This window comes from Streptomyces populi (genome assembly GCF_002911015.1).
GTDB lineage: Bacteria > Actinomycetota > Actinomycetes > Streptomycetales > Streptomycetaceae > Streptomyces > Streptomyces populi.
The window spans coordinates 59,700-78,838 of sequence record NZ_KZ626875.1 but is presented as its reverse complement, the minus strand read 5'-3'; the positions used below and the strand labels follow the sequence as shown (position 1 = coordinate 78,838).

At 69.0% G+C, this 19,139-nt stretch carries 15 protein-coding genes and 5 pseudogenes; 11 read left to right on the top strand and 9 right to left on the bottom strand.

The window, feature by feature from the left end; translation table 11 throughout:
• Positions 1–356, bottom strand: a pseudogene (locus CW362_RS20005) (transposase family protein); the annotation flags it as partial.
• Between the two features lie 227 nt (positions 357–583).
• Between CW362_RS20005 and CW362_RS44630 the strand changes: the two are divergent.
• The 3 genes and pseudogenes from CW362_RS44630 to CW362_RS19990 form a co-directional block, all read left to right on the top strand.
• Positions 584–697, top strand: a pseudogene (locus tag CW362_RS44630) (patatin-like phospholipase family protein); the annotation flags it as partial.
• A 160-nt stretch (positions 698–857) separates the two neighbouring features.
• Positions 858–4,235: a CHAT domain-containing protein gene (locus tag CW362_RS19995; RefSeq protein WP_103550862.1), complete on the top strand. Its 3,378-nt coding sequence runs from the start codon at positions 858–860 to the stop codon at positions 4,233–4,235.
• 28 nt (positions 4,236–4,263) lie between these two features.
• Positions 4,264–4,971 (top strand): hypothetical protein, encoded by a 708-nt coding sequence (locus tag CW362_RS19990; RefSeq protein WP_103550861.1) that lies wholly within the window; start codon positions 4,264–4,266, stop codon positions 4,969–4,971.
• 301 nt (positions 4,972–5,272) lie between these two features.
• Here CW362_RS19990 and CW362_RS19985 read toward each other — a convergent pair whose 3' ends face one another.
• A complete protein-coding gene (locus tag CW362_RS19985; RefSeq protein WP_240657895.1) occupies positions 5,273–5,674 on the bottom strand; it encodes a hypothetical protein in 402 nt (133 codons plus the stop codon).
• A gap of 410 nt (positions 5,675–6,084) precedes the next feature.
• Positions 6,085–7,149, bottom strand: a complete 1,065-nt coding sequence (locus CW362_RS19980; RefSeq protein WP_240657901.1) for an acyl-CoA thioesterase/bile acid-CoA:amino acid N-acyltransferase family protein — start codon at positions 7,147–7,149, stop codon at positions 6,085–6,087.
• Between CW362_RS19980 and CW362_RS44625 the strand changes: the two genes are divergently transcribed.
• The 3 genes and pseudogenes from CW362_RS44625 (at position 7,051) to CW362_RS19970 (ending at position 8,399) form a co-directional block, all read left to right on the top strand.
• On the top strand, positions 7,051–7,305 hold the full coding sequence (locus CW362_RS44625; protein ID WP_240657903.1) for a hypothetical protein: 255 nt from the start codon (positions 7,051–7,053) through the stop codon (positions 7,303–7,305). The genes CW362_RS19980 and CW362_RS44625 overlap by 99 nt on opposite strands.
• Positions 7,306–7,516: 211 nt before the next feature.
• A pseudogene (locus CW362_RS19975) lies at positions 7,517–7,822 on the top strand (helix-turn-helix domain-containing protein); the annotation flags it as partial.
• Between the two features lie 190 nt (positions 7,823–8,012).
• Positions 8,013–8,399 carry a hypothetical protein gene (locus CW362_RS19970; protein WP_162684150.1) on the top strand — a complete coding sequence of 129 codons (387 nt, stop codon included), beginning with the start codon at positions 8,013–8,015 and terminating at the stop codon, positions 8,397–8,399.
• Between the two features lie 118 nt (positions 8,400–8,517).
• On the opposite strand, the gene CW362_RS19965 is transcribed toward CW362_RS19970, so the two are convergent.
• Positions 8,518–8,772 (bottom strand): hypothetical protein, encoded by a 255-nt coding sequence (locus tag CW362_RS19965; protein ID WP_103550857.1) that lies wholly within the window; start codon positions 8,770–8,772, stop codon positions 8,518–8,520.
• A 46-nt stretch (positions 8,773–8,818) separates the two neighbouring features.
• Between CW362_RS19965 and CW362_RS19960 the strand changes: the two are divergent.
• Positions 8,819–9,646 (top strand): annotated as a pseudogene (locus CW362_RS19960) (transposase); the annotation flags it as partial.
• A gap of 4 nt (positions 9,647–9,650) precedes the next feature.
• Here CW362_RS19960 and CW362_RS44620 read toward each other — a convergent pair.
• The gene (locus CW362_RS44620; RefSeq protein WP_240657893.1) at positions 9,651–10,094 is read right to left on the bottom strand and encodes a hypothetical protein; all 444 of its coding nucleotides are present in this window, start codon (positions 10,092–10,094) and stop codon (positions 9,651–9,653) included.
• Between the two features lie 184 nt (positions 10,095–10,278).
• Positions 10,279–10,974 (bottom strand): annotated as a pseudogene (locus tag CW362_RS19950) (IS701 family transposase); the annotation flags it as partial.
• 237 nt (positions 10,975–11,211) lie between these two features.
• On the opposite strand from CW362_RS19950, the gene CW362_RS19945 reads away from it, so the two are divergent.
• Together CW362_RS19945 and CW362_RS43360 are read left to right on the top strand one after the other, a co-directional pair.
• Positions 11,212–12,093 (top strand): hypothetical protein, encoded by an 882-nt coding sequence (locus tag CW362_RS19945; protein ID WP_162684149.1) that lies wholly within the window; start codon positions 11,212–11,214, stop codon positions 12,091–12,093.
• Positions 12,094–12,399: 306 nt separating this feature from the next.
• On the top strand, positions 12,400–12,543 hold the full coding sequence (locus tag CW362_RS43360; protein WP_162684148.1) for a hypothetical protein: 144 nt from the start codon (positions 12,400–12,402) through the stop codon (positions 12,541–12,543).
• 16 nt (positions 12,544–12,559) lie between these two features.
• Here the strand turns inward: CW362_RS43360 and CW362_RS19940 are convergent, their stop codons facing one another.
• Positions 12,560–12,805 (bottom strand): hypothetical protein, encoded by a 246-nt coding sequence (locus CW362_RS19940; protein WP_206301004.1) that lies wholly within the window; start codon positions 12,803–12,805, stop codon positions 12,560–12,562.
• Between the two features lie 1,014 nt (positions 12,806–13,819).
• On the opposite strand from CW362_RS19940, the gene CW362_RS19930 reads away from it, so the two are divergent.
• Positions 13,820–16,504 (top strand): ATP-binding protein, encoded by a 2,685-nt coding sequence (locus CW362_RS19930; RefSeq protein ID WP_162684147.1) that lies wholly within the window; start codon positions 13,820–13,822, stop codon positions 16,502–16,504.
• Entirely contained in the window at positions 16,501–16,914 is a 414-nt protein-coding gene (locus CW362_RS19925; protein ID WP_162684146.1) for a hypothetical protein, read from the top strand. The genes CW362_RS19930 and CW362_RS19925 overlap by 4 nt, the downstream gene beginning before the upstream one ends.
• 549 nt (positions 16,915–17,463) lie before the next feature.
• Here CW362_RS19925 and CW362_RS19920 read toward each other — a convergent pair.
• Positions 17,464–17,940, bottom strand: a complete 477-nt coding sequence (locus CW362_RS19920; RefSeq protein ID WP_103550853.1) for a DUF6924 domain-containing protein — start codon at positions 17,938–17,940, stop codon at positions 17,464–17,466.
• Between the two features lie 224 nt (positions 17,941–18,164).
• The gene (locus tag CW362_RS19915; RefSeq protein WP_103550852.1) at positions 18,165–18,911 is read right to left on the bottom strand and encodes a transposase; all 747 of its coding nucleotides are present in this window, start codon (positions 18,909–18,911) and stop codon (positions 18,165–18,167) included.
• Positions 18,912–19,139: the final 228 nt, after the last annotated feature.

Below are 19,139 nucleotides of genomic sequence, written 5' to 3'. Positions count from 1 at the left end.
AGCTCCACCACTGCCTGACCAACCACCAGAAGTTCGACGAAGCCATCGCCTTCAGCACCTCCGCCCCAGCTCCATTCTCGGCAGCTGCTTGACCCGAAAGCTGCATGGGGTGTCTTGTCCGCCCAGCACTTCAGCTCTGCAGTGGTGAGCGCGTCGATGATTCCGTGGTGCCGGGCGGCCGTCAGATCGTGAGTCGAGCCCGGCGGTGCTGCTGAGGCCTACAGCAGACGTCCGAACGGACCGGCGAGGACCTGCACGTTCATGCCGTGCCGTTTGTGTTTCCCGGAGTGGTACGGGGTGTCGGCGGCAACCCGGTCGATCGGCAGCAGCACGCCGTCCAGGATGACAAACGCCTTGTCCGGCCGTCGTCATCACCTCGGCCAGGAGGACGCCACGGATCAGCGTCTCGCGACTGACCTAGGTACAGGACCTGATCCTCCGCGACGTACCGCTCCCGGTCCATGTGCCCCCCGAGACGTTCCGCCCCGGCTGAATCCTGCCGTACGAGAATGATCGTAGGCAGAGACGAGCCGACACCGTGCCGGGTGAGATGAGCCAGGAACCGCCCAGCGCCGCCTGTGCCGCGGTAGACACGCGCACCGGACAACTGGAGCTGTTCGACTCGCACTCGGGAGTGACACTCCTCGAAGCAGTCGCGGCGAGCTGCGCCGTGCCGGTCGCATGGCCGCCAATTACCCATACCTTCAGCGGCCCCGTCCCGCTTTCGCTCATCCCCTCCCGCCTTCGCCGGATCCGTCCCTGCGTTCTTCGGATCCGCCAACGCGTCCCCTGATCCGGTTCCTTATGGGAGAGTCGAGGTGACATGCGGGGGATGTCGTCGGAGCCAGGAGGGGTGAGTGAGCCAGAGCCTGTCCGATGCGCTGGTGCGACTGGTGGGCCTCATCACGGCGGGCGACGGCGCGGACGCGGTCACCGGCATGGCCTGCCGTCTGGTGGGTGCCCGGCCCCTCCTCCTCGACGAAAGGGCGTTGCGGCAGACCGCGCAGCTGGTGAGCGGCGCTCGTACCGAACGGGTGAAGGACGTGGACGCCGCAGTGAGCGTCCTACTGCGGCTTCGGGACCGGTTCCTTCGGGATCCGCTGGACTACCCGCTCGGCGAGGGCCCGTTGGAGCGGCTCTGGGAGCTCGTCTGGGGCGGCGAGATCACGTTGGAGTACGGCTTGGTGCGCGCGGTCGAGGAGACGAGCGACTGCCTCACCGACGTGTACGCGTTGGCCGTTTCGGCGTACGCCCTTCAGATCGCGCACAGCGGCGGAGCGTGGAACCGGGCAGTGCAGATCGAGCAGTTGCTGCTCGCGGCCGCGGCGCAGGAACCGCCGACGGAAACCCAAGCACGGTTCGCGGCCGCCCGGCGGGTCGCGGAACGGGAGTCACTCGAGATCGCCCGAGCCGTCGTCAGCATCCTGCCCCATCCACGGGTCTACCAGGAGGCGATGGACACCGGCCGACGACTTCTGTCGGGGGCGAGTTCCCCGCCGCTGAGCGAGGAGGACCGCGGGCTCGTACACCTCCGGCTCGGCACTCTGCACCTGGACCCGTACACGGCGGACAAGTCCAGCGGCAGCTACGAGCACGGCATCCGCGCCTGGAACGCCCGGCTGCCGGACGCCGTGGGCGCGGAAGAGGCGCGCCGACTGATCGGGCATTACGGTCCGCTGCCCGCTCCGGTGGAGGCGCTGGACACCGCGGCGAGCCATCTTCGGTCCGCGCTGGAACTCCTCGAGGGACCCGACCGGGGCCTGTGCGGGAAGGCACTGTGCCAGGCCCTGCACTGGAGCGGGCTGCTGGGCGAGCCGGTGAGCGAGGAGGAGATCCGCGGCGCCGGCCGGACAGCGATCGCCGAACTCGGCGGCGTCGCCTTCGCACACCTGCGCGCGACGGTTCTTGCCATCATGGTCGATCACGGTCACCAGGCAGAGAGTGAGGCCCTGGAGGATCTGCTGGCTCCCTCTCTCGACGAAGTGGTCCTGCGGAGCGGCCCCATGGCCGCGCTGGACCTGCTGCTCCAGCTCATGGACGTACTGTGGCGCAGCGATCCGGGCAGGGCGCTGGACGTGGCCAGGCAGGGACGCAGCCTGGTACGCATCTGGGGGGACGAGACCGGGCAGCAGTTGCACTGGGTCGAGGAGATCCGGCTGCTGGTGGAGGTCCACGCGGCCGCGGACCTCCCGGACGCCGGACGGGGAACGATCGCGGAACGGGCCGCCCTGGTAAGAGAGAAAGCCCTCCACGAGGAGTGGGACGCCCGCACCCTCAGCGCGTCGCTGATCGGCCTGGCAGCGTCCGCCCAGGAGAGCGACGAGGAGGCCGCGGCGCTCCGACTCGTCGAAGAGGCCACCGCCGCGGCGCCGGTGCTGGCGGCGGACTACGGCGACGCTCTCTCGTTCTTCCAGGCGGAACTCGCCTTCGGTGCGGGTGCGGTGGCAGTCGAAGCGCAGCAAGTGCTGCGGGCGGCAGCCTGGTTCGGCGCCGCGCTGGTCGCCTACTGCGGCATCGAACAGGCCGAGCCGGTGGCGGACTGCCTGGACAGACTGCTGCAACTCCTTCCGACGCGGCACCCGGATCTGCCAGGGGTGATCGTCGAGAGCCTGGTTCCCGTGGCGCTGCTGGTCGAACGCCTCCTGGGCGAAGCGGGAGTGCGCAGGCTGCAACACCTGTACCGGGCGGCAGCCGGCATCCTGGCCGACGGTCCGCCAAGTCCGGAGAACGTCGAACACCTGTTGATGTTGGCCCAGTTGGCCAACGGGCTTCGTCTGGCATCGGTGCTGGGGCACGACGGTGTCCCGCTCGTCCCGGAGGACGAGGACGCGGAAGGACGGCGACTTCTCTCGGAGATCGAGCGGATCGAGAACCGGAGGAAGGCCCCCGCGTTCGGCGCCTTCGGGGACGTCAGTGGGGCGGAAGCCGCCCGCGACGGGGAAGACGCGGAAGGCCACCGGGGCGAAGACGAACCGGAGTGGGAGGTCGACGAGGAGATCCTGCTCGGCGCCTACATCCGGCCCGGGCCCGAGCGTCCCGGCCAGACCACCGCCGAGCGGCTGGCGAACCTGCGTCGCGCGTACGACACGCACCTCGACGATCTCCTCCTCCCGCCCGACGTCCCGCTGACCGCCCGTCCCCACAGCTCCGCCCGGCTTCGTCGGCTCCTCGACGAGCGCACGGTCGTCGTCCTGACGATGATCGGCTCCGAGGACGGGGGCGGGGGACGGGTCCACCTCGTAGCGGTCACCGACACGCAGACCACGACTGCGTACGGCACGTGCGGTGCTGAGACCGGCGACGACGAGGACGCCCCGCAGGGGGCCGAGGACGACGCCGGGGCGAACGCCGTCGCCCGTTGCGTCGCGGCGGCACGCCACGCGGTCCTGGAGCCGCCGGGAGCACGTCGCGTCAGCCGGTACGGGGAGCGACTGCTGCGCACTCTGGGACGGCAACTCCTGGGCCCTCTCAAGGACGACCTGCGTCGTTGGCGGGCCGAAGGGCGGACGAACCTCGTCGTCGTGCCGCACGGCCCGCTGCAATACCTCCCCTTCCATCTCCTCCACGTCGACGACCAGGTGCTCGCGGAGGACTGGACGGTGACCTATCTGCCGAATCCGGCTCTCCTGACGACGCTCGCCGACCACAGCGGGCCCCTCGGCCGGAGGACCACCGCGGTCGGACTGGGGTTCAGCGGCACGGACGACGAACTCCGCGACACCATCGCCGAGTGCGAAGCGTTGTCCGAACTGGCAGGCGGGCGGACCCTGCTCGAAGAGAAAGCCACCTCGGCCGAGTTCCTCAAGGCCCTGGAGTCCTCGCGCTGCCTTCATCTCGCCACGCACGGACGCCACGCCGTGACGGCTCCCGCCTTCCAGTACCTGCGCACCGCCGACGGACGGCTCCACGCCCACGAGGTCGTAAGACGTGATCTGCGGGACCTGGGCCTGCTCACGCTGGCGGCCTGCGAGACGGGCCTGGGGAGAGTGGATTCAGCGGGTAACGTTCGGGGGCTGCCCGCCTCCTTCCTGATCGCGGGAGTGACGACGCTCGTGGTCACCCTCTGGCCGGCCGAGACCAGGGCCAGCCATCGGTTCTTCACGGCGTTCTACTCCCGGCTGGTGTCCGGCTCCGACCGCCAGGGCGCCTTCCGCGAGGCCCAGGCGGCCACCAGAGCGGAGTTCCCCGACTACCGGGACTGGGGAGCCTTCGTCCTGCTCGGCTCGTATCGATGACATCGCCCGCTCCCACCGGAGGAATCCTTTGATCGACCTCGATCTGCCCGAGCTGACGTCGACCCCGGTCGATCTGCGGTTGGACGAACGGCTCACGCGCCATTCCGCGCCGGGAAGCGGCGCCCCGGCCGCACCGCCCGTGCTAGGGGGCCGGGTGGCGCTGGGTGGTCCCATCGCCGCGAAGGTGTCGAACGCGCTGGTCCAGAAGGACCCTGAGCTCGCCGCATTCGTCGAGTCCCAGCCCGCGACCAGCCGCTACATGCTGCTGCATCTCAGCGTGACGTTCATGGGCGCCGAGGATGACCCGCCCCTCGACACCGCGTCCGTGGAGTTCGCCATGGACGGTGGCACCGGCACCGCGCCGATCGCCTGGTCCATGACCCCGTCACTGGTGACCCGCGCGTCCCAGGTCTCCCAGACCCTCAAGGTCGGGCCCCAGTTGAAGTTCTTCGGCGCCGAGGTCGGCGGTCTCGGGGTGGAGCGCAGTCGCAGCCACCAGTCCGACGAGGTCTTCCTGGAGGCGCTGCGCGAACTGCGGTCGGACCCCGCCTGGGAGTTCAGCCGCACCCGCTTCGACGAGCTGCGGGGGTCGCATCGGCTGGCCATGATCGCCCATGCCCCCGCCGGGACGACAGCCAGGGCGGAGGTGACCGTCCGTGCCAACGTCCGCCTGCGGCGGGTCTTCTCCTACAGCGCCCCGCTCCCCGACCCGATCCAACTCTCCTTCGACTTCTGAGCCATACGACGGGATCGGCTTCCGAGGCGACACGGCGAGGTCGGCGTCCAAGGCGATACGGGCGCCGGCCGACTCACCGGGTGCCGGAGCGTTCCAGGACGTGTGGACGCGTACCGGAAATGCCCCCAGGGTCTGTTGCGAAAGGGACCTTGTCCGTTGATGATCATGCCTCGTGGGACGTGGTGATCTGACGAACGGCCAGTGGGCAACGCAAAGCCGCTCACTTCCTCGCCTTCGCGAGCATCGCCTGCACCATCATCTGCTATCGCAGACTCGAGTCCGGGAGGAGCTGCGCGGGCGCTCAGGTGTTGGCGGCCCCGTAGTGGAGGGTGCCATCTACGGGAAGCAGGTATCCGATACCTCGCTCCTGCGGCATCTGGCCTGCCAGGGTTGCAGCGTCCGAGCAGCCGGAGACCTCGAACCCGACGACCCCCAAGCTGAAGGCCGCTCTGGTGAACGTCTCCTTGCCGATGGCAGCCAGCCAGTCGTCCATCACGTCGGATCTGAAGAAGGGCCGACCGTCCCAGTAGGCCAGACCGGCGTTGTCCAGCGCGCCCACCGGGACGTAAAAGTCCAGCCAGTCGCTGCTTTCGTCACCGCCCCGGACCGCCACACAACCGCAGACGACGAGTTGGCCTGTCGGCAGCCGGACCTGACCGCGGAGATGCCCGAACGCGGTCAATGATCCAACTGTGCAGGGCACGGGACCCTGCTCCTCAGGTTCACGGTCTCTCCGCCCGAAGCACCCGTGCACGTCCGCGGCGGACCACAGGGCACTCAGTACGGCTTGGATTCGGGCATCGTCACTCGACCCGACCTCTATGGCCAGCTCGTAGTAGCCATCGGACCAGTTGGTCTGGTCCCGGAAGGAGGCCGGACTCGTCATGACGTGATCATGCGACACAACCCTCCCTCAAGACCACCCACATCCAGGCGCGCCACCGGCCCGATCGAGATGGCTCCTCAGAGATCATTTGGGTCTGCTGCAAGCTCCGGTGCCAGGTCGAAATGTCACCTGGGCTTGCAGCAGACTCCGCAGCTCGGAAGTCTCGATGAGAACTGGCGACACGCTTTGCCGGCCTACGTCGTCGAGAAGCCACCAACTGCTGCAGTTCACGGTTCCAGGAGTTGGAGCACGTGGGGCCAACTGTCCGCCTTCGCTCGAGCGTTCGCTGTGCGGGTTCCGCCCAGGTGGCTGCCTCCGGTTTCGGGAAGGTAGGGGAAGTCCGCCACGGCGTGCCCGGCCTTCGGATAGAGCAGGGCCTCGTGCTTGTGTCCGGTTGCGTTGCGTTCCTGGGCGATCGATTCGGCGGACGAGAGCGAGCCCCACACCGGGTCGTCGCCGCCGGCGATGGCCAGCACGGTGCCTCGCACATGGTCGAGCGGAATGGGGATGAGGTGCAGGACCTTGCCGTTCCTGGTCCATGCGGCCTGCCCTCGTCCGCAACTGAAGCAGCCGCGGTAATAGGCTCCGTTGGTGTTGCGGCTGGGCATGTAGACCACGGCATCGCGGACGAGGTCCGGATAGTACTGAGCCATCAGCTGGGCTGCTTCGGAGCCGCGGGAGCCACCGATCACCACGAGACGCTGGGCATCGGCCTGCGGCTGGTCGCGCACAAGCCGGGCGGCGGTGGCAAGGTACTCCAGGGAGATGGCGGCGAGGTTCTTGGGCCGTCCCTGGCAGTCGAAGTAGCACAGAGCTAAGGCAGGGTGGCCCCGGGAGGCCAGCAGGGCCGCTGTGAGCGGGGAGCTGAGGCCGCCCTCCGAGCCCCCGAGGAGCAGGACCGGCGCACGCCGGGGCCCGTGCGAGGGAGGCAGGAAGAGTTCTCCGCGCAGCTTGTCGTGGGCCACGGTGAGCTCCTTGCGGTGCACTCCGCTCATGGCCCATGTGCGGGTGAGTCGTCGCTCCGCGATGGTGCGGCTGCCTGCTTGGACCGTGAGGCGTACCTGGTAGGAGGCCGCCTCTTGCGGGTCGTTCGTGCGGAACCAGCTCTTGCCGGGATCCCCCTTGGCGGGGGTCATGGACCAGAACAGACCCATGCCGTCGGCTCCCCGATAGGTCCCTGTCTTAGGTTCGGCATGATCCAGATCTACGACGCCCTTGTCGTCGGCGTTAAAGACGGCACGCCCCGTCCAGGTCATACCGTCGGCGTCGGTGGCGCGTGCTGTGACGGTGATTTCCTCACCGGCGGCGAGCCCACTGATCCGAATCTGCACCGGCTCGTCCGCCAGGCCAACCGGCTTGTCCAGGTGAAGGGTGGCCGCCCGGCTGTGTGTGACGTCCGGTTCATGGCCTCCGGAGCAGCCTGCGCTGGCCAACAGGACAAAAGCTAATGCTGCCGCGTAAGTCGCTGTTCGTCTTCTCGCCCTCTGCATGCGTGCAGTGTGATCGTTCGATGTCCTCTCGGGGAAGGGGAGAAATAAGCACAATGAGCCTTTTCCGAGCTGACGGTGTCGACCGCGAGTTGGACAGACCTGCGCAACGACGAAGCCTCTGGTAGACGGGGCCTCGACCAAGATCACCCGTGTCCGCCAGGAGCTTCGCATGCTTGTCCACCCGTCCTCGATCGATCTGTCCAGCCGCACCTTGCGGTTCCTGACCGGACAACCGACAGCCAGGCGGCAGGAGATCGGGACGTGGTGACGGCGTCTTTCCGCCGCACGTCAGGCCCTGCTCACCCTGGCCCATCTACGGCGCGGTGACACCTACGCCCAACTCGCCGCCGGATTCGGCATCGGGATCGCGACCGTTCACCGCTGCATACGTCAAGCCGCCGACGCCCTGTCCGCCCTTGCCCCACGCCCGACCGAGGCGATGAGGACGATCCGGGCGAAGGCGTTCGTCATCCTCTGGCCGGCAGATCAGGTCCGGCCCGGGGGTAGCCGGTGAAGTTGTCCCAGCCAACGAGATTCATGTAGGTGGCATTGACGTGCTCCGAACAGCGGTGATACAAGATCACCACAGTTTCTAGCGATCTCCTTCACTAGATGCGCACATCTGGTGAAGGCCTGGCACGCCCTCGAACCAAAGGCTCCTCCTGATGCGACCCACCACCAGGCGACGTCTCGCCACCGCCGCCCTCCTCACCGCCGCAGCAATGCTGGCCAGCGGCTGCGGCTCTTCCAACGACGGACCCCAGACACCCAAGGACGCCGTCAACGCCTTCTACAAGGCCGGGATGGACGACGACCTCGATGCCCTCACCGATGCCACCTGCGCGAAGTACGCAGGCAGGGCGAGCGAAGCACTGTCGGGGATATTCGGTGAGAACGAGATCATCGGCATCGAAATCGCCAGCGTGAAGGAGAACGGCTCTACTGCCGTGGTCAACCTGTCGGAACTTGAGGACGGAGCCACAACCTCAAACGTCCTGACCACCGTCGTCAAGGAGAACGGGCACTGGGCATGGTGCGGGGACGCCGACTGAGAGCGGTAGCCCCTTCGTTCGACCTGCGTGACGGCCTGCCCATCTGCCTGGCAGGCCGTCTCCGCGTGCGGCTCCCACCCTCGGCCTTCATCTCATGACCGGGGACCCGACGGTCACATCAGCTTTCCTGGGTGTGCGCGGTGCGCCGGTACGAGGCCAGGGCGCGCTCCGTCTTGAAGGGGCGGGCACAATCGGCGCAGTTGAAGCCGTCCAGGTCGTCGCCCCGGTCGCCCCGGTCGCTCGGGGCACTGCCGTCGGCGGGCGCCGGGGAGTCTGCGGGCGGGGCGGGCTGCGGCAGGTCCAGAGGAACGCTGTCGGGCCCGTGCGCGTCGGCGAACTCCTGCCGCAGGCGGGCGGCAGGCTGCACGCCCATGGGTATGGACCTACTCCACCGGTACACCAGGACTCGGCGCTGAGCAACGGCCACCACTCGCCCGGCCGTACCGGGCAGGCCCTTCGCTCACTGGTCGATCCGCAAACTCGCCGATCACCTGCGACGCGACATCGCTCGGCCGGCCCGGATCGGCCGTGAAGCCCTTCACTGCCTGCCGGCCCGCCGAGGGATCCCCTTCCAGCGCACGAAGACCTGGAAGGAGTCCCCGGATCCGGACTTCGACGCCAAGCTCGCCCGCATCGAGTACGCGATCAACGAACGTCCCGACCGCACGTTCGCCTTCGACGAATTCGGCCCCCTGGGCATCCGCCCCACCGCCGGTTCCTGCCGGGCCGAGCGGTGCAGGCCCGACCGGCTGCCGGCCACCTACCGGCGAACCCACGGGATCACGTACTTCCATGGCTGTTACTCGGTCGGCGACGACACGCTGTGAGGCATCAACCGAAGGCGCAAAGGCATCGACCACACCTGGATAGCCCTGCGATCGATCCGCACCGCCCGATCCGACGGTGCCTCGATCTACGTCATCCTCGACAACCTCTCCGCCCACCTGAACTGGAAAATCCTTAGGTGGGCGGCCCGGAGCAAGGTCGAGCCCTGTTTCACGCCGATCTATGCGTCCTGGGCCAACCCCATCGAGGCCCACTCCGGTCCGCTGCGGCAGTTCACCCTGGCCAACTCACACCACCCCCACCGCACCGTCCAGACCCGTTCCCTGCACGCCTACCTGCGCCGGCGCAACAACAACGCCCGCCATCCCGACGTCCTCGCCGCCCGACGACGCGAAAGAGTACGCATCCGAAGCGAGAAAGGCATCCGCTGGGGAGGGCGCCCCACCACGACGGCAGCCTGACCAGCTACACCTGCTCTCGGTACACCCTGATCTCGGTCGGCTTGAGTCCGTGGATCGCTGTCCACGCTGCCCGTTCGCTCAGCCCTTGGGCCCACTCGTCGAGATCCCCTCCGGCATCGTGGAAGAACCACGAGTTGAAACTTCCCAGGGCCTCCAGGGCGGGTGTGAGTCCGTATCGGAGCTCACAGTGGACCTGCACGTAGTGGTCGTGATCACCGTCGCTGTCGGAGACCTCGAACTGCCGGGTGAGGTCCAGCATGAACGTCGCAGGACCGTCGAACATGTAGGTCCCGTACTGGAACAGAAGGCCGTCGGCATCGGGTGTGTCCGGGACCTGGAACAGCCGTCGCCCGAAACTGAGGAAGGCGAACCAGACGTCTTCCGTGACCGGATCGGCAAGCGTCCGGGACGCCAGCTCGCCTTCAAGCAGTCCCACGGCCTCATCCATCGACGGTCTCCGCCTCACGCCCGCACTCCTCCTCCGACGCAGTCGGGCCGAGCGTACTCAACCCGGCGAACCTTCCCGGTCAGAGCACTAATAGGACTCCGTTAGGTCTGTCTCCATCTTGGCGTTGTATGTGCTGTGGCAGGCAGAGCTTGTTGGCAGGTGGTGCAGACACCGGTCCAGCACCTCAAGACGTCCTGGAGGGCATCGAGGACTTGGTAGAGGGTGAGACCGGTGCGGGCGTTTTTGGGGCCAGGCGCTGTTCGGTGAGGAAGGCGTGGGCGGCGGTCACGAGGGTGACGTGGTGGTGCCAGCCGGGCCAGGACCGGCCTTCGAAGTGATCCAGGCCCAGGCCGTGTTTGAGTTCGCGGTAGTCGTGTTCGATGCGCCAGCGGACCTTGGCCAGACGGACCAGGTCGATGAGCGGAGTGTCGGCCGGCAGGTTGGACAGCCAGTACCCGGTCGGCGTGTCGGCGTCGGCGGGCCATTCGACCAGGAGCCAGCAGTCGGGCAGGACCCCATCCCACCAGCCCTGTCCGGCCGAGGCAGCAGCCTTGACGGGGCGCTCGACCGCTTTGCCGGCCGGGCGCGCCCGCACGGCGGCAAAGCGGGAGCGCACCGCTCCTTTCGAGCCGTTGCGCCAGGTGAGCGGGGTAAATGCCTGCGGTCCAAGTCCGGCGGCCAGGTCTGCCACCGACGGTGCCCTCTGCCGGTAACGGGGCTGGGGCCAGCAGCCGACAGGTCCGTTGCGGGCCGGAGCGACAGGTTCCGAATCGAAAGGGTGGGCGCTCACGTCCGACCGGATGGCCAGCACGTAGGCGAGGTGGCGTTCGGACAGCGCGATCCGCAGGTGAGCGTTGGTGCCATAGGCGGCGTCGGCCACCCAACTCAACATGCTCTTGATCAGCACTGATAGGAAGACCTAACGGAGTCCCATCAGGGACCGATCACCCGTCCCCAGTTGTCTCTCCTGCCACGCGGCCGCGTCATCAGCCTGCTCGCCCCCAGCGACCGGTGAACCCCGACGGCAACGCCAGGGGCTGCACAGCCTGCGGCTCCCGGCGTCAGACCGGTCAACGCGGTCTGCCGGAAGGCCGGTTGGGGTCTCTAGGCTCTTTCCATGTCGAAGCAGCAGCGGGGCAAGAAGCACCGGACACCGCAAAAGCGGGTCTCCCGTCCCTCCGTACCGCGTCCGCGCGGATCGGCTCCGGCACGGCCGGGAAGCATGGATCACATGGCGCGGGTGCTGGAACACGCCAAGCCGGACCAGCTCGTGGAACTGGTATTGCCCTTCCTGTGGGTGGCTCTCTCCGACGGCCGCGCTCCGGCGAACATCTGTGTCGATGCCTGCCTGACCCTGCGCAACGCCTACGGCCAGCTGGGAGTACGGGCCGAACTGCTGCCGGTCACCGTGGCCATCCGCAAGAAGAACGGCACCGGAACCGTGTACGGCTCGCTCACACCGAGCTGGACGGGAACATCGTGGAACGGACACTGCGCCCTGGTGCTACCCGACTCCGAGCGGTTCGTCGACCCGACGATCGAGCAGTTCGACGAGGTCCGGAAGATCGGTATGGGCCCGATGGTCGGCAAGGTGTCCATGTCGAGCCGCCCCGGCTCGCTGGTGGAGCCGGGGACACAGGTGGTGCTGCAGCGTGGCGATCTGGTGCTGGCGTACACCGTCGCCGGCCCCCAGGCCCTGGCTTCCATCGTGGAACACCCGGAGGCGATCGCCCACGCCGACGACCACCGGCGGACCGGCGTGAACACCGCTTCCCTCACGCTGGCCGCCCTGCGCGCCGAGGGCGTACGCGACCGGGCGATGCAGGCACCCCACCCGAGGCTGCACGCTCTGCTGCAGGCCGTCGAAGACGCCCCCTACGAGTCGGACGAGGCACAGGACGTACGGTTCTGCCTGCCAGATCAAAGCGGCCGGGAACAGTGGCTGCGACTGGACGAGATCCCACTCCCGCTGAACACGCCCGCCACCTGGCCGCGTTAAGGATCTGGAGGCAGCACGAAGCCCCGAGACCCATGGCCCCTGGCGCTTCGCCGTACACCGTGGGCTCCCGGCTCAACGACCGGGCCCTGGCCGGCCGTTGCAGCCGACCCCGTCTGGCGGCCAGGGCGGACCAGTAGTCGCCGGGCAACCCTGACTCGGGGACGGCACCCCGGACTCGGCCCATCGTCGCGCCATCCGATCGTCCCGGCGGCTCCCCACACAGCGTCCGCAACGTGACCGCACGACACGAGCCCGTGCCGCCCGGCACCATCCGCGCACCTGAACCCGGTTCGGAAGAAACCTCCCGTGTCCGATCCCCCAGCGCCCCAGAAGCTCGAGCTCGTCTCCGACGGCTACAGCTTCGGTGCAGCCGTCGGACTGCGGGTCAGGAGTGGACTGCGCGTAGCGGCCCAGCCGGTTCGCGTCCCGGTTCTGGCACTGGCCACGTGAACGAGGCGGTCAGGCATCATGGGCCGGGGCGCAGGTCAGGCCGGGGATGCCCGTTCGGCGATATGCCGGACGGGCGGCCGGCCCGGACGAAGTCGCGGTACTCGTCCTGCACGACACCCTGGTCGACCCATCGTCCGCGAACAGCCCCCGTGCACTCCTCGGCAAGAACCAGCGCGTCTTGCGGGTCCCCAGCCGTGCCCAGGAGCCGGCTGAAGTCCTCATCCTCGGCGTCCTGATCGAACGGCGGGAACAGGAGCTTCAAGGCGTCGTTCCCAACGGACGCGCAGACGCCGAAACCGTGCCGTCAGGCGACGACGTGCTCGACCACCCAACGAAAGCCGCCGCAGCTGCCCGGTTTACGGTTCTCGCCCTGGCCCGGCCGGGCTGCCCGTGTCCGTGCTCTGGCAGGGCCGGGCTGGACCCTCCTCCCCAATGTGCGCTGCTGGACGCCAGAACGTCTGTGTCCTTCCCCGGGGAAGGACACAGACGTTTCCCGATCGGTGGGCAATCACCGCTTGTCGCTGCCGGCATACCTCGTTCACAGCCTGCCCGATGTGCGTGTCACATCCACCCGCGGTCGATGCACCTGCCTCCGACTCCGCCCGTTCTTCGCCGAAGCGGGTGAGTTCTTCGTCTGTGCCGAACTTCCGTCGCGGGTTGTGGGGGGCGACTTCGTCGAGGGGAAGGCGCACGAGGGTGCAGGGCGGGATGTCGCCCTGGGCCCGGGCTTTGGCGAGGCCGCGTTCGCTGCGTCCGCGCGGGCGCCGAGGGTCAAGATCACGAGGGCCGAGTGGCCTCACCGGGAATGAACAGCCATGGACAGATGGCGCGACAGCGAAACCTTGTCGACTCCTTGGCATTTGCGGTCAATCATGATGCTTTCCAATCGATTCCGACCAACGGGCGGAATGGTGCATTCTGGTTGCAGCGGGTGGCGGGAAGCCAGAATCATTGAGGGCGGGAGCCTCGGTCGGTGTACCTGTCGGGTCGCGCACGGGACGCCCGGACGGATGGGGGACGCGTGTCGGGGAAGCCCGAAGGCGACGAGGAGTCGCCACAGGAAGAAGCCGCGAGTACGGCAGGCCGACGGAGCAAGTCGGCGCCCGCCGCGGCCGTGCCCGAAAAGGCGGAGGCGGCAAAGTCGCCTGCGCCGGCACCCGTGGGGCCGGACGAGGCCCACGCCGCCGGAGGTGCTCCACTCCCGGCGCACCTGTTGACGCCCGAAGCGGCGGGCCCCGGGCGGACGAACCCTGCGGACGCCGACGCCGCTCACACCGTGACAGCGGCCGCCGACGCGCCCCCACAGACGGCGAGACCCGTCCCCGGGGTGTCGGACGCGCCCGCTCCGCAGACGACGGCGGGCAGCGCGTCGGTGGCGGTGGAGGGAGACCTCACCGGGTCGCAGGTGGGTATCGGCGGCAAAGTCGTGCAGATCCAGGCCGACGGTTTCGCGACCGTGTTGTTCGTGGACGGCGTCGAGGCGGCCCGTGCGGAGCGGCGCCCGCTGTCCCGCTCGGTACAGGCCCGCAGATCGCTCGCCGCCCTCGGCCGTGAGCGTGAACTCACCCGCCTGGCCGACGCGGTGGACGCGGGGGAACCGGTCCAGGTGTACGGGCCGTCCGGCATCGGCAAGACCACCCTGCTGCTGCACGCGACCGGCCGGGGCACGCTCGGCGCGACCACAGCAGTCCCGGAGGGCACCGTACTGCTCTCCGCCCGCGGCCTCCCGACGGAGGAGGTTCTGCAGGAGGTCTTCCTCGCCACCTACCAGGTCCCCGGTCTCCACCTTCCCGCCCAGGCGGAGCGGCGCGGTCTGCTCGCCGCTCTGCGCGTCCTGGTGGTCCTGGACGATCTCGACTGCTCCGCCGACGAGTTGGCCGACCTCGTGCACGCGCTGCCGCACTGTGTGGTCGTCGCCGCGTCCGGGCGGATGAGTCTCACCGGCGGGTGCACGGTGGGCCTGCGGGGCCTGCCGCAGGCTGCGGCCCTGACGCTCTTCCAGGACGCTCTGGGGCGACCGCTCACCGAGGAGGAATCCACGCAGGCGGAGCAGGCCTGGCTGGAGACGGACGGTCATCCGGGACGCCTCGGCCTGGTCGCCGCGTATCTGCGGGAGGCCGCCGAACACGGCATCCCGCCCGAGGTGCCCCCGGCGGACGGCCTGCCTCTGCTGATTCCGAAACTGGTGGCCTGGCTCGGCACGGCAGCGGCCGGGCTGCTGCGGCATCTTGCCGTGGCCGGCGACAGCGAGTGGGGAACGTCCCTGGTCACGGCATTACCGGACGGCACTGACGCAGCCGTGGAGGAGTTGGTCCGCGCGAGGCTGCTGGTCCGGAACGAGGCACGACTGCGTCTGGCAGAGGGCGTCGCCGCAGGGCTCGGGGAGAATCCGGACGGCTCGGCCCTGCCCGCGGTGGCAGAGGCCGTCGCCGACTGGCTGGCCAGCACCGCACCCGGGGATGCGGCCGCCGAGGCCGAGGTGGTGACGGCTCTGGTGCGGCGGGCGGCCGACGCGGGGCTGGACTCGCTGGTGACACGCCTCGCCCGGGCGGGCGCTCCGCGCCTGATGCTCGGGCTCCGCTGGCGGGCGTGGGGACGGCTGCTGGAAGCGGGGCTGCACGCGGCGCGGCGCTCCGGAATGCGGGACGACGAGGCGTACTTCACTCACGAGTCGGGGATTCGCGCACTCTGCCTCGGGGACGTGGCCAAGGCCACCGCGTTGTTGTCGGCCGCCGCCACGCTCGGCGTACGGGGAGGAGACGCGCTGCGCGATCTGCTGCACGCGCCAGCCCCGAAGGGTCCGGGCCAGACGGTGCTCCAGCAGCCCTCCCCGCCTGCTTCGCCCCCGCCGACGAGTCCCTCGGGTCCGTGGCATCACGGCCTGCTCACCGGCAAGGCCCTGCTGGCAGCAGCGGGCGCTGTCGCGGTGGCGGCGTTCGGCTTCACCGCTTTCGGCGGTGAAGGAACACCGCCGGCTGGAACGAGGCCGTCCGCGGGACCGCTCACCGACGGAGACACACCGCAGTCGACGCCGCCCACCCGCACCGCCCTCTCCCACGGCCCCGGCTCCGACGACAAGGGCGGCGGGACGGGACACAACTCCTCTTCGCACAAAGGGAGCGACCCCTCCACGGCGGAGTCGGACCTGTGGAGGGACTTCCCCTTCGGCGGGCGCCACATCGGCACGACGGTGCACGCGGACGGCTTCCGGTACGACGTGATCGGCGCCCTCGTCAACCACGACTCCAGCGGTCTGCCGCAACTGCTGCTCACCACCACGGTGCGCAACGAACTCACCGGACCGTCCAGCAGACGGCTGGAGTACACGCCGGTGCTCCAGCAGGGCGGCAGACGGACAGCTTCCGTCACGAGCATCTCCTCGGCGAGCCAGGACGGGCGCCAGGCGACGTTCACCTTCCCGCTGTACCAGGGCTTCCGCTGGGAGGACGCCCGGCTGGAGTTTCCCGCGTACGCGGACGACGTCACCACACTGCCACTCGTCCCCGGCGCTAACGGCGGATCCCTCGTCGCGCACGATCCGTACGAAGTGGTCGCCGGCGGAACCCTGCGCAACACATGGATGGAACTGACCGTGATCGGTGGCCAGTACCGCACCGATGTGGCTCTCGACTCTCCATACAACGTGGCGCCGAAACTGCGCTCGGGCCGGGCCAGTCTGCTGCTCACCTTCTCCGTGAAGATCCTCGACGCCCCGCCCGGAGGTGTCGGCCTCAGGCCCCAGGACTTCGACGTGGTCCAGCCGGACGGTACGCGCCTGACCTTCGAGACCGGAAGCGACTTCGGCGGCTACGCCAAGGGACTCGACCCGGGGCAGCGGTACATCGCCGTCCAGGTGGCACCAGCAGCCGGGACCTACACCCTCTACCTCACCTACGCCAGCCAGGGCGCCGACGCAGGAGGCGGCCCGGAGGACTCCCTCACCTTCACCGTCAGGAAATGACCATGGCTCAGGAACCGCCCCCGGGCGATCACATCAACATCAGCTTCAGCGGAGCGGTCACAGGCTCCCAGATCGCCGCGGGCCGCTCCGTCCACCAGCGTCAGGAGCACCGCACCGCCCCCGACACGGCCGCCCTCGAGGACGCCCTTGCCGGTCTGCGGCGTGACATCGCCGCCCTCACCGAAGGCGAGGACCGCACCGAGGGGAATGCCCTCGTGGACGAACTGCAGTCCCAGGCCGCTGCCGGTCGGCCCGTCCACGGCGTCGGCGCCCGCCTGCGCCAGTGGATCGCCGACCACGCGCCCGGTCTCCTGGAGAGCGTCACCACCGTCGTCGTCCCCGTCGCGGTCCGGGCCGCCGCCGCGGCGGCCGACGACGCGATCACCAGCATGCTCCCGCCGGGCAGTTGACCCGGCGTCAGGTCCACGGATCGAGCAGCCGGGTGGCAAGACGCCTGGAGGCCGCGCTGCGCGATCCCGGGAGCCTGTCGGACCATGACATGGGCGACCTGAACATGCGCCTCGGCCTCATGCTGCCCCCGTCGCCAGAGCCCTGGTGGACACCGGGTAGGTGGACCGTGCGCGAGATCTCATCGCACGCGTACCAGAGGACAGGCACAACTCGGTGCTGGGTACGGACACACTCGCCGGCGCCCGGGCGGTACTCGCCAAGACTGGCGACGGGTGGAGGGAAGAGACCGTGAGCGAGATCCCCGGCCCGCTCGAGAACATGTGGGGAAGAAGATCTGTCCCGGGACGGACTGCCGGACGCCGTCACCCTCCCCCCCCACCCGCTGCACAGGCATCCTTGGCGGTTGATGCCGCCCCGGCAGAACCTTCGGCGGACCCGTCGGCGCCGGCTTGGGGGATGCCGAACAACAGCACACTTCCCGAACGCATCACCGACCTAGACGACGGAATGATCGAAACGGGCTCTGGCCGCAGTTCCGTGAGCCCTGTTCAGAAGGACCGGTAGATCCCCTCGGGATCATCGTGGGCCCATGCGGCGTACTCCTCGAAGCCCAGGTTGCCGATGCTCAGGTTGGCGTGGACGTCGTGGACCCCTGCGGGGACGGTGCGGAACTCACGGCCGAACTCGGTCAGCTGCTCGTAGTCCTCGTCGTCCACGCACTCCTCTCGCGTCAGCGTGGTGACCGCCAGCAACGCGTGGCTCTCGGCCTGCATGGTTGTCCGGTCGGCGAGGAAGACAACGGCCAGGTTCTCGTCGGCGCAGACCGCGTTCAGCGCCTCGTCAACGGTCGCTCCTGCCCAGGCCGGGTCGTCTATGAAGTGGACGTGTGCCTCGTAGGGCCTGTCTCCCCAGGGTTCCATCAGCGCCGCCGTCACGTCCTGCCACGCCTGGTCGTCGTGGTAGTCGATCCTGACGACCAGGACGTCGAACTCGTCACGGCCGGTGACGGCGGGCAACGCTCTCATGGATCCTTCTCCTCGGTGACGATCGGTGAAGCCGTGCCCGACTGTCTCACGGGCCGTTTTCGATGATGCGGGTTCGCAGGAGGTCGAAGGAGGCCCGGCCGTACATTGCTCTCTTGAGTGTTTCACCCGGTTCACGTGGCCTTCGACGACTCCGGAGTTCCAGGGGAGGGTGAGTCCGGCAATGACGGCGACGAGGTCCTGGCGGAGGAAGCCGGCGAAGCCCTTCATGGGCTTGGGTGCGTCCTGTTCGCCACCAGCGCGGATCCACTCCAGCAGGAGGTATCCGCGCTGGTGGCGGACCAGGTCGGCGAAGGCGCGGGCGAGGTCGCAGACCCGGGTGATGTCCTGGCAGGCGAGCCGGACTGGGAGGAGGCGCTCGTCCTGGCCTTCGGTGAGAGCCTCGCGTCCGCAGGCGCTAACAGCATCGGGGCCGCCCCGGGCGCCCCGTCCGCTTCCGCCGCCGTCTCCTCCTCGGCGCGTTTGCGCAGGCAGTCGCGGTGCTGGTGGCAGGTCTCCTCCACCGCGGCAGACAGGTTCTGCAACAGGTGCCACCGGTCAGCGACTTCGAGGGCACCGGGGGCGGCTTCCCCGACCGCCTTGGTGCAGGCGGTCGCCCGGTCTCGGCAGATGATCTCCGCGCCGGGATGCTCGGTCAGCCAGGCCGCGAATGTCTCGGAGGTCCGGTCCGGCAGCACGTCCACGACCTGGCCGGCCTCGACGTCGACCAGCACGGTTCCGTAGGTGCAGCCCTTGCGGAAGACGAACTCGTCCACCCCCAGCACGCGCGGGGCACAGTCTGGCACCGCCGGTGCCGTCAGCAGCCCGAGCAGCCGCGTCCGACCCGCGGCCAGCCGCAACCGGCGGCACAGCCGGGCGGCAGGACGGCCGCCGAGCTCGATCGCGATCGACCGCAGCCAGCCCACCTGACGCACAAAACCCACCCGATGCACAGCGGTGACAGCGCGCTGCATTCCGTCCGGCCTTCGCCCGCCCGGGACCGTGTCCACCGGCGCTAAAGATCGTTTCACCGGAGGTCGCGTACGTGGGAGTGGACCTGATGCGCGAACGTTGAGGTCCCTGGACACCGCTGCCCGGTCTAGGGTTCTCAGCCGTGGCCCGGCCCGTGTCCGCGCTCTGGCAGGGCCGGGCCGCACCCTCCCCGACGTGGGCTGCTGGACGTCAGCACGGCGGGGGCCGAA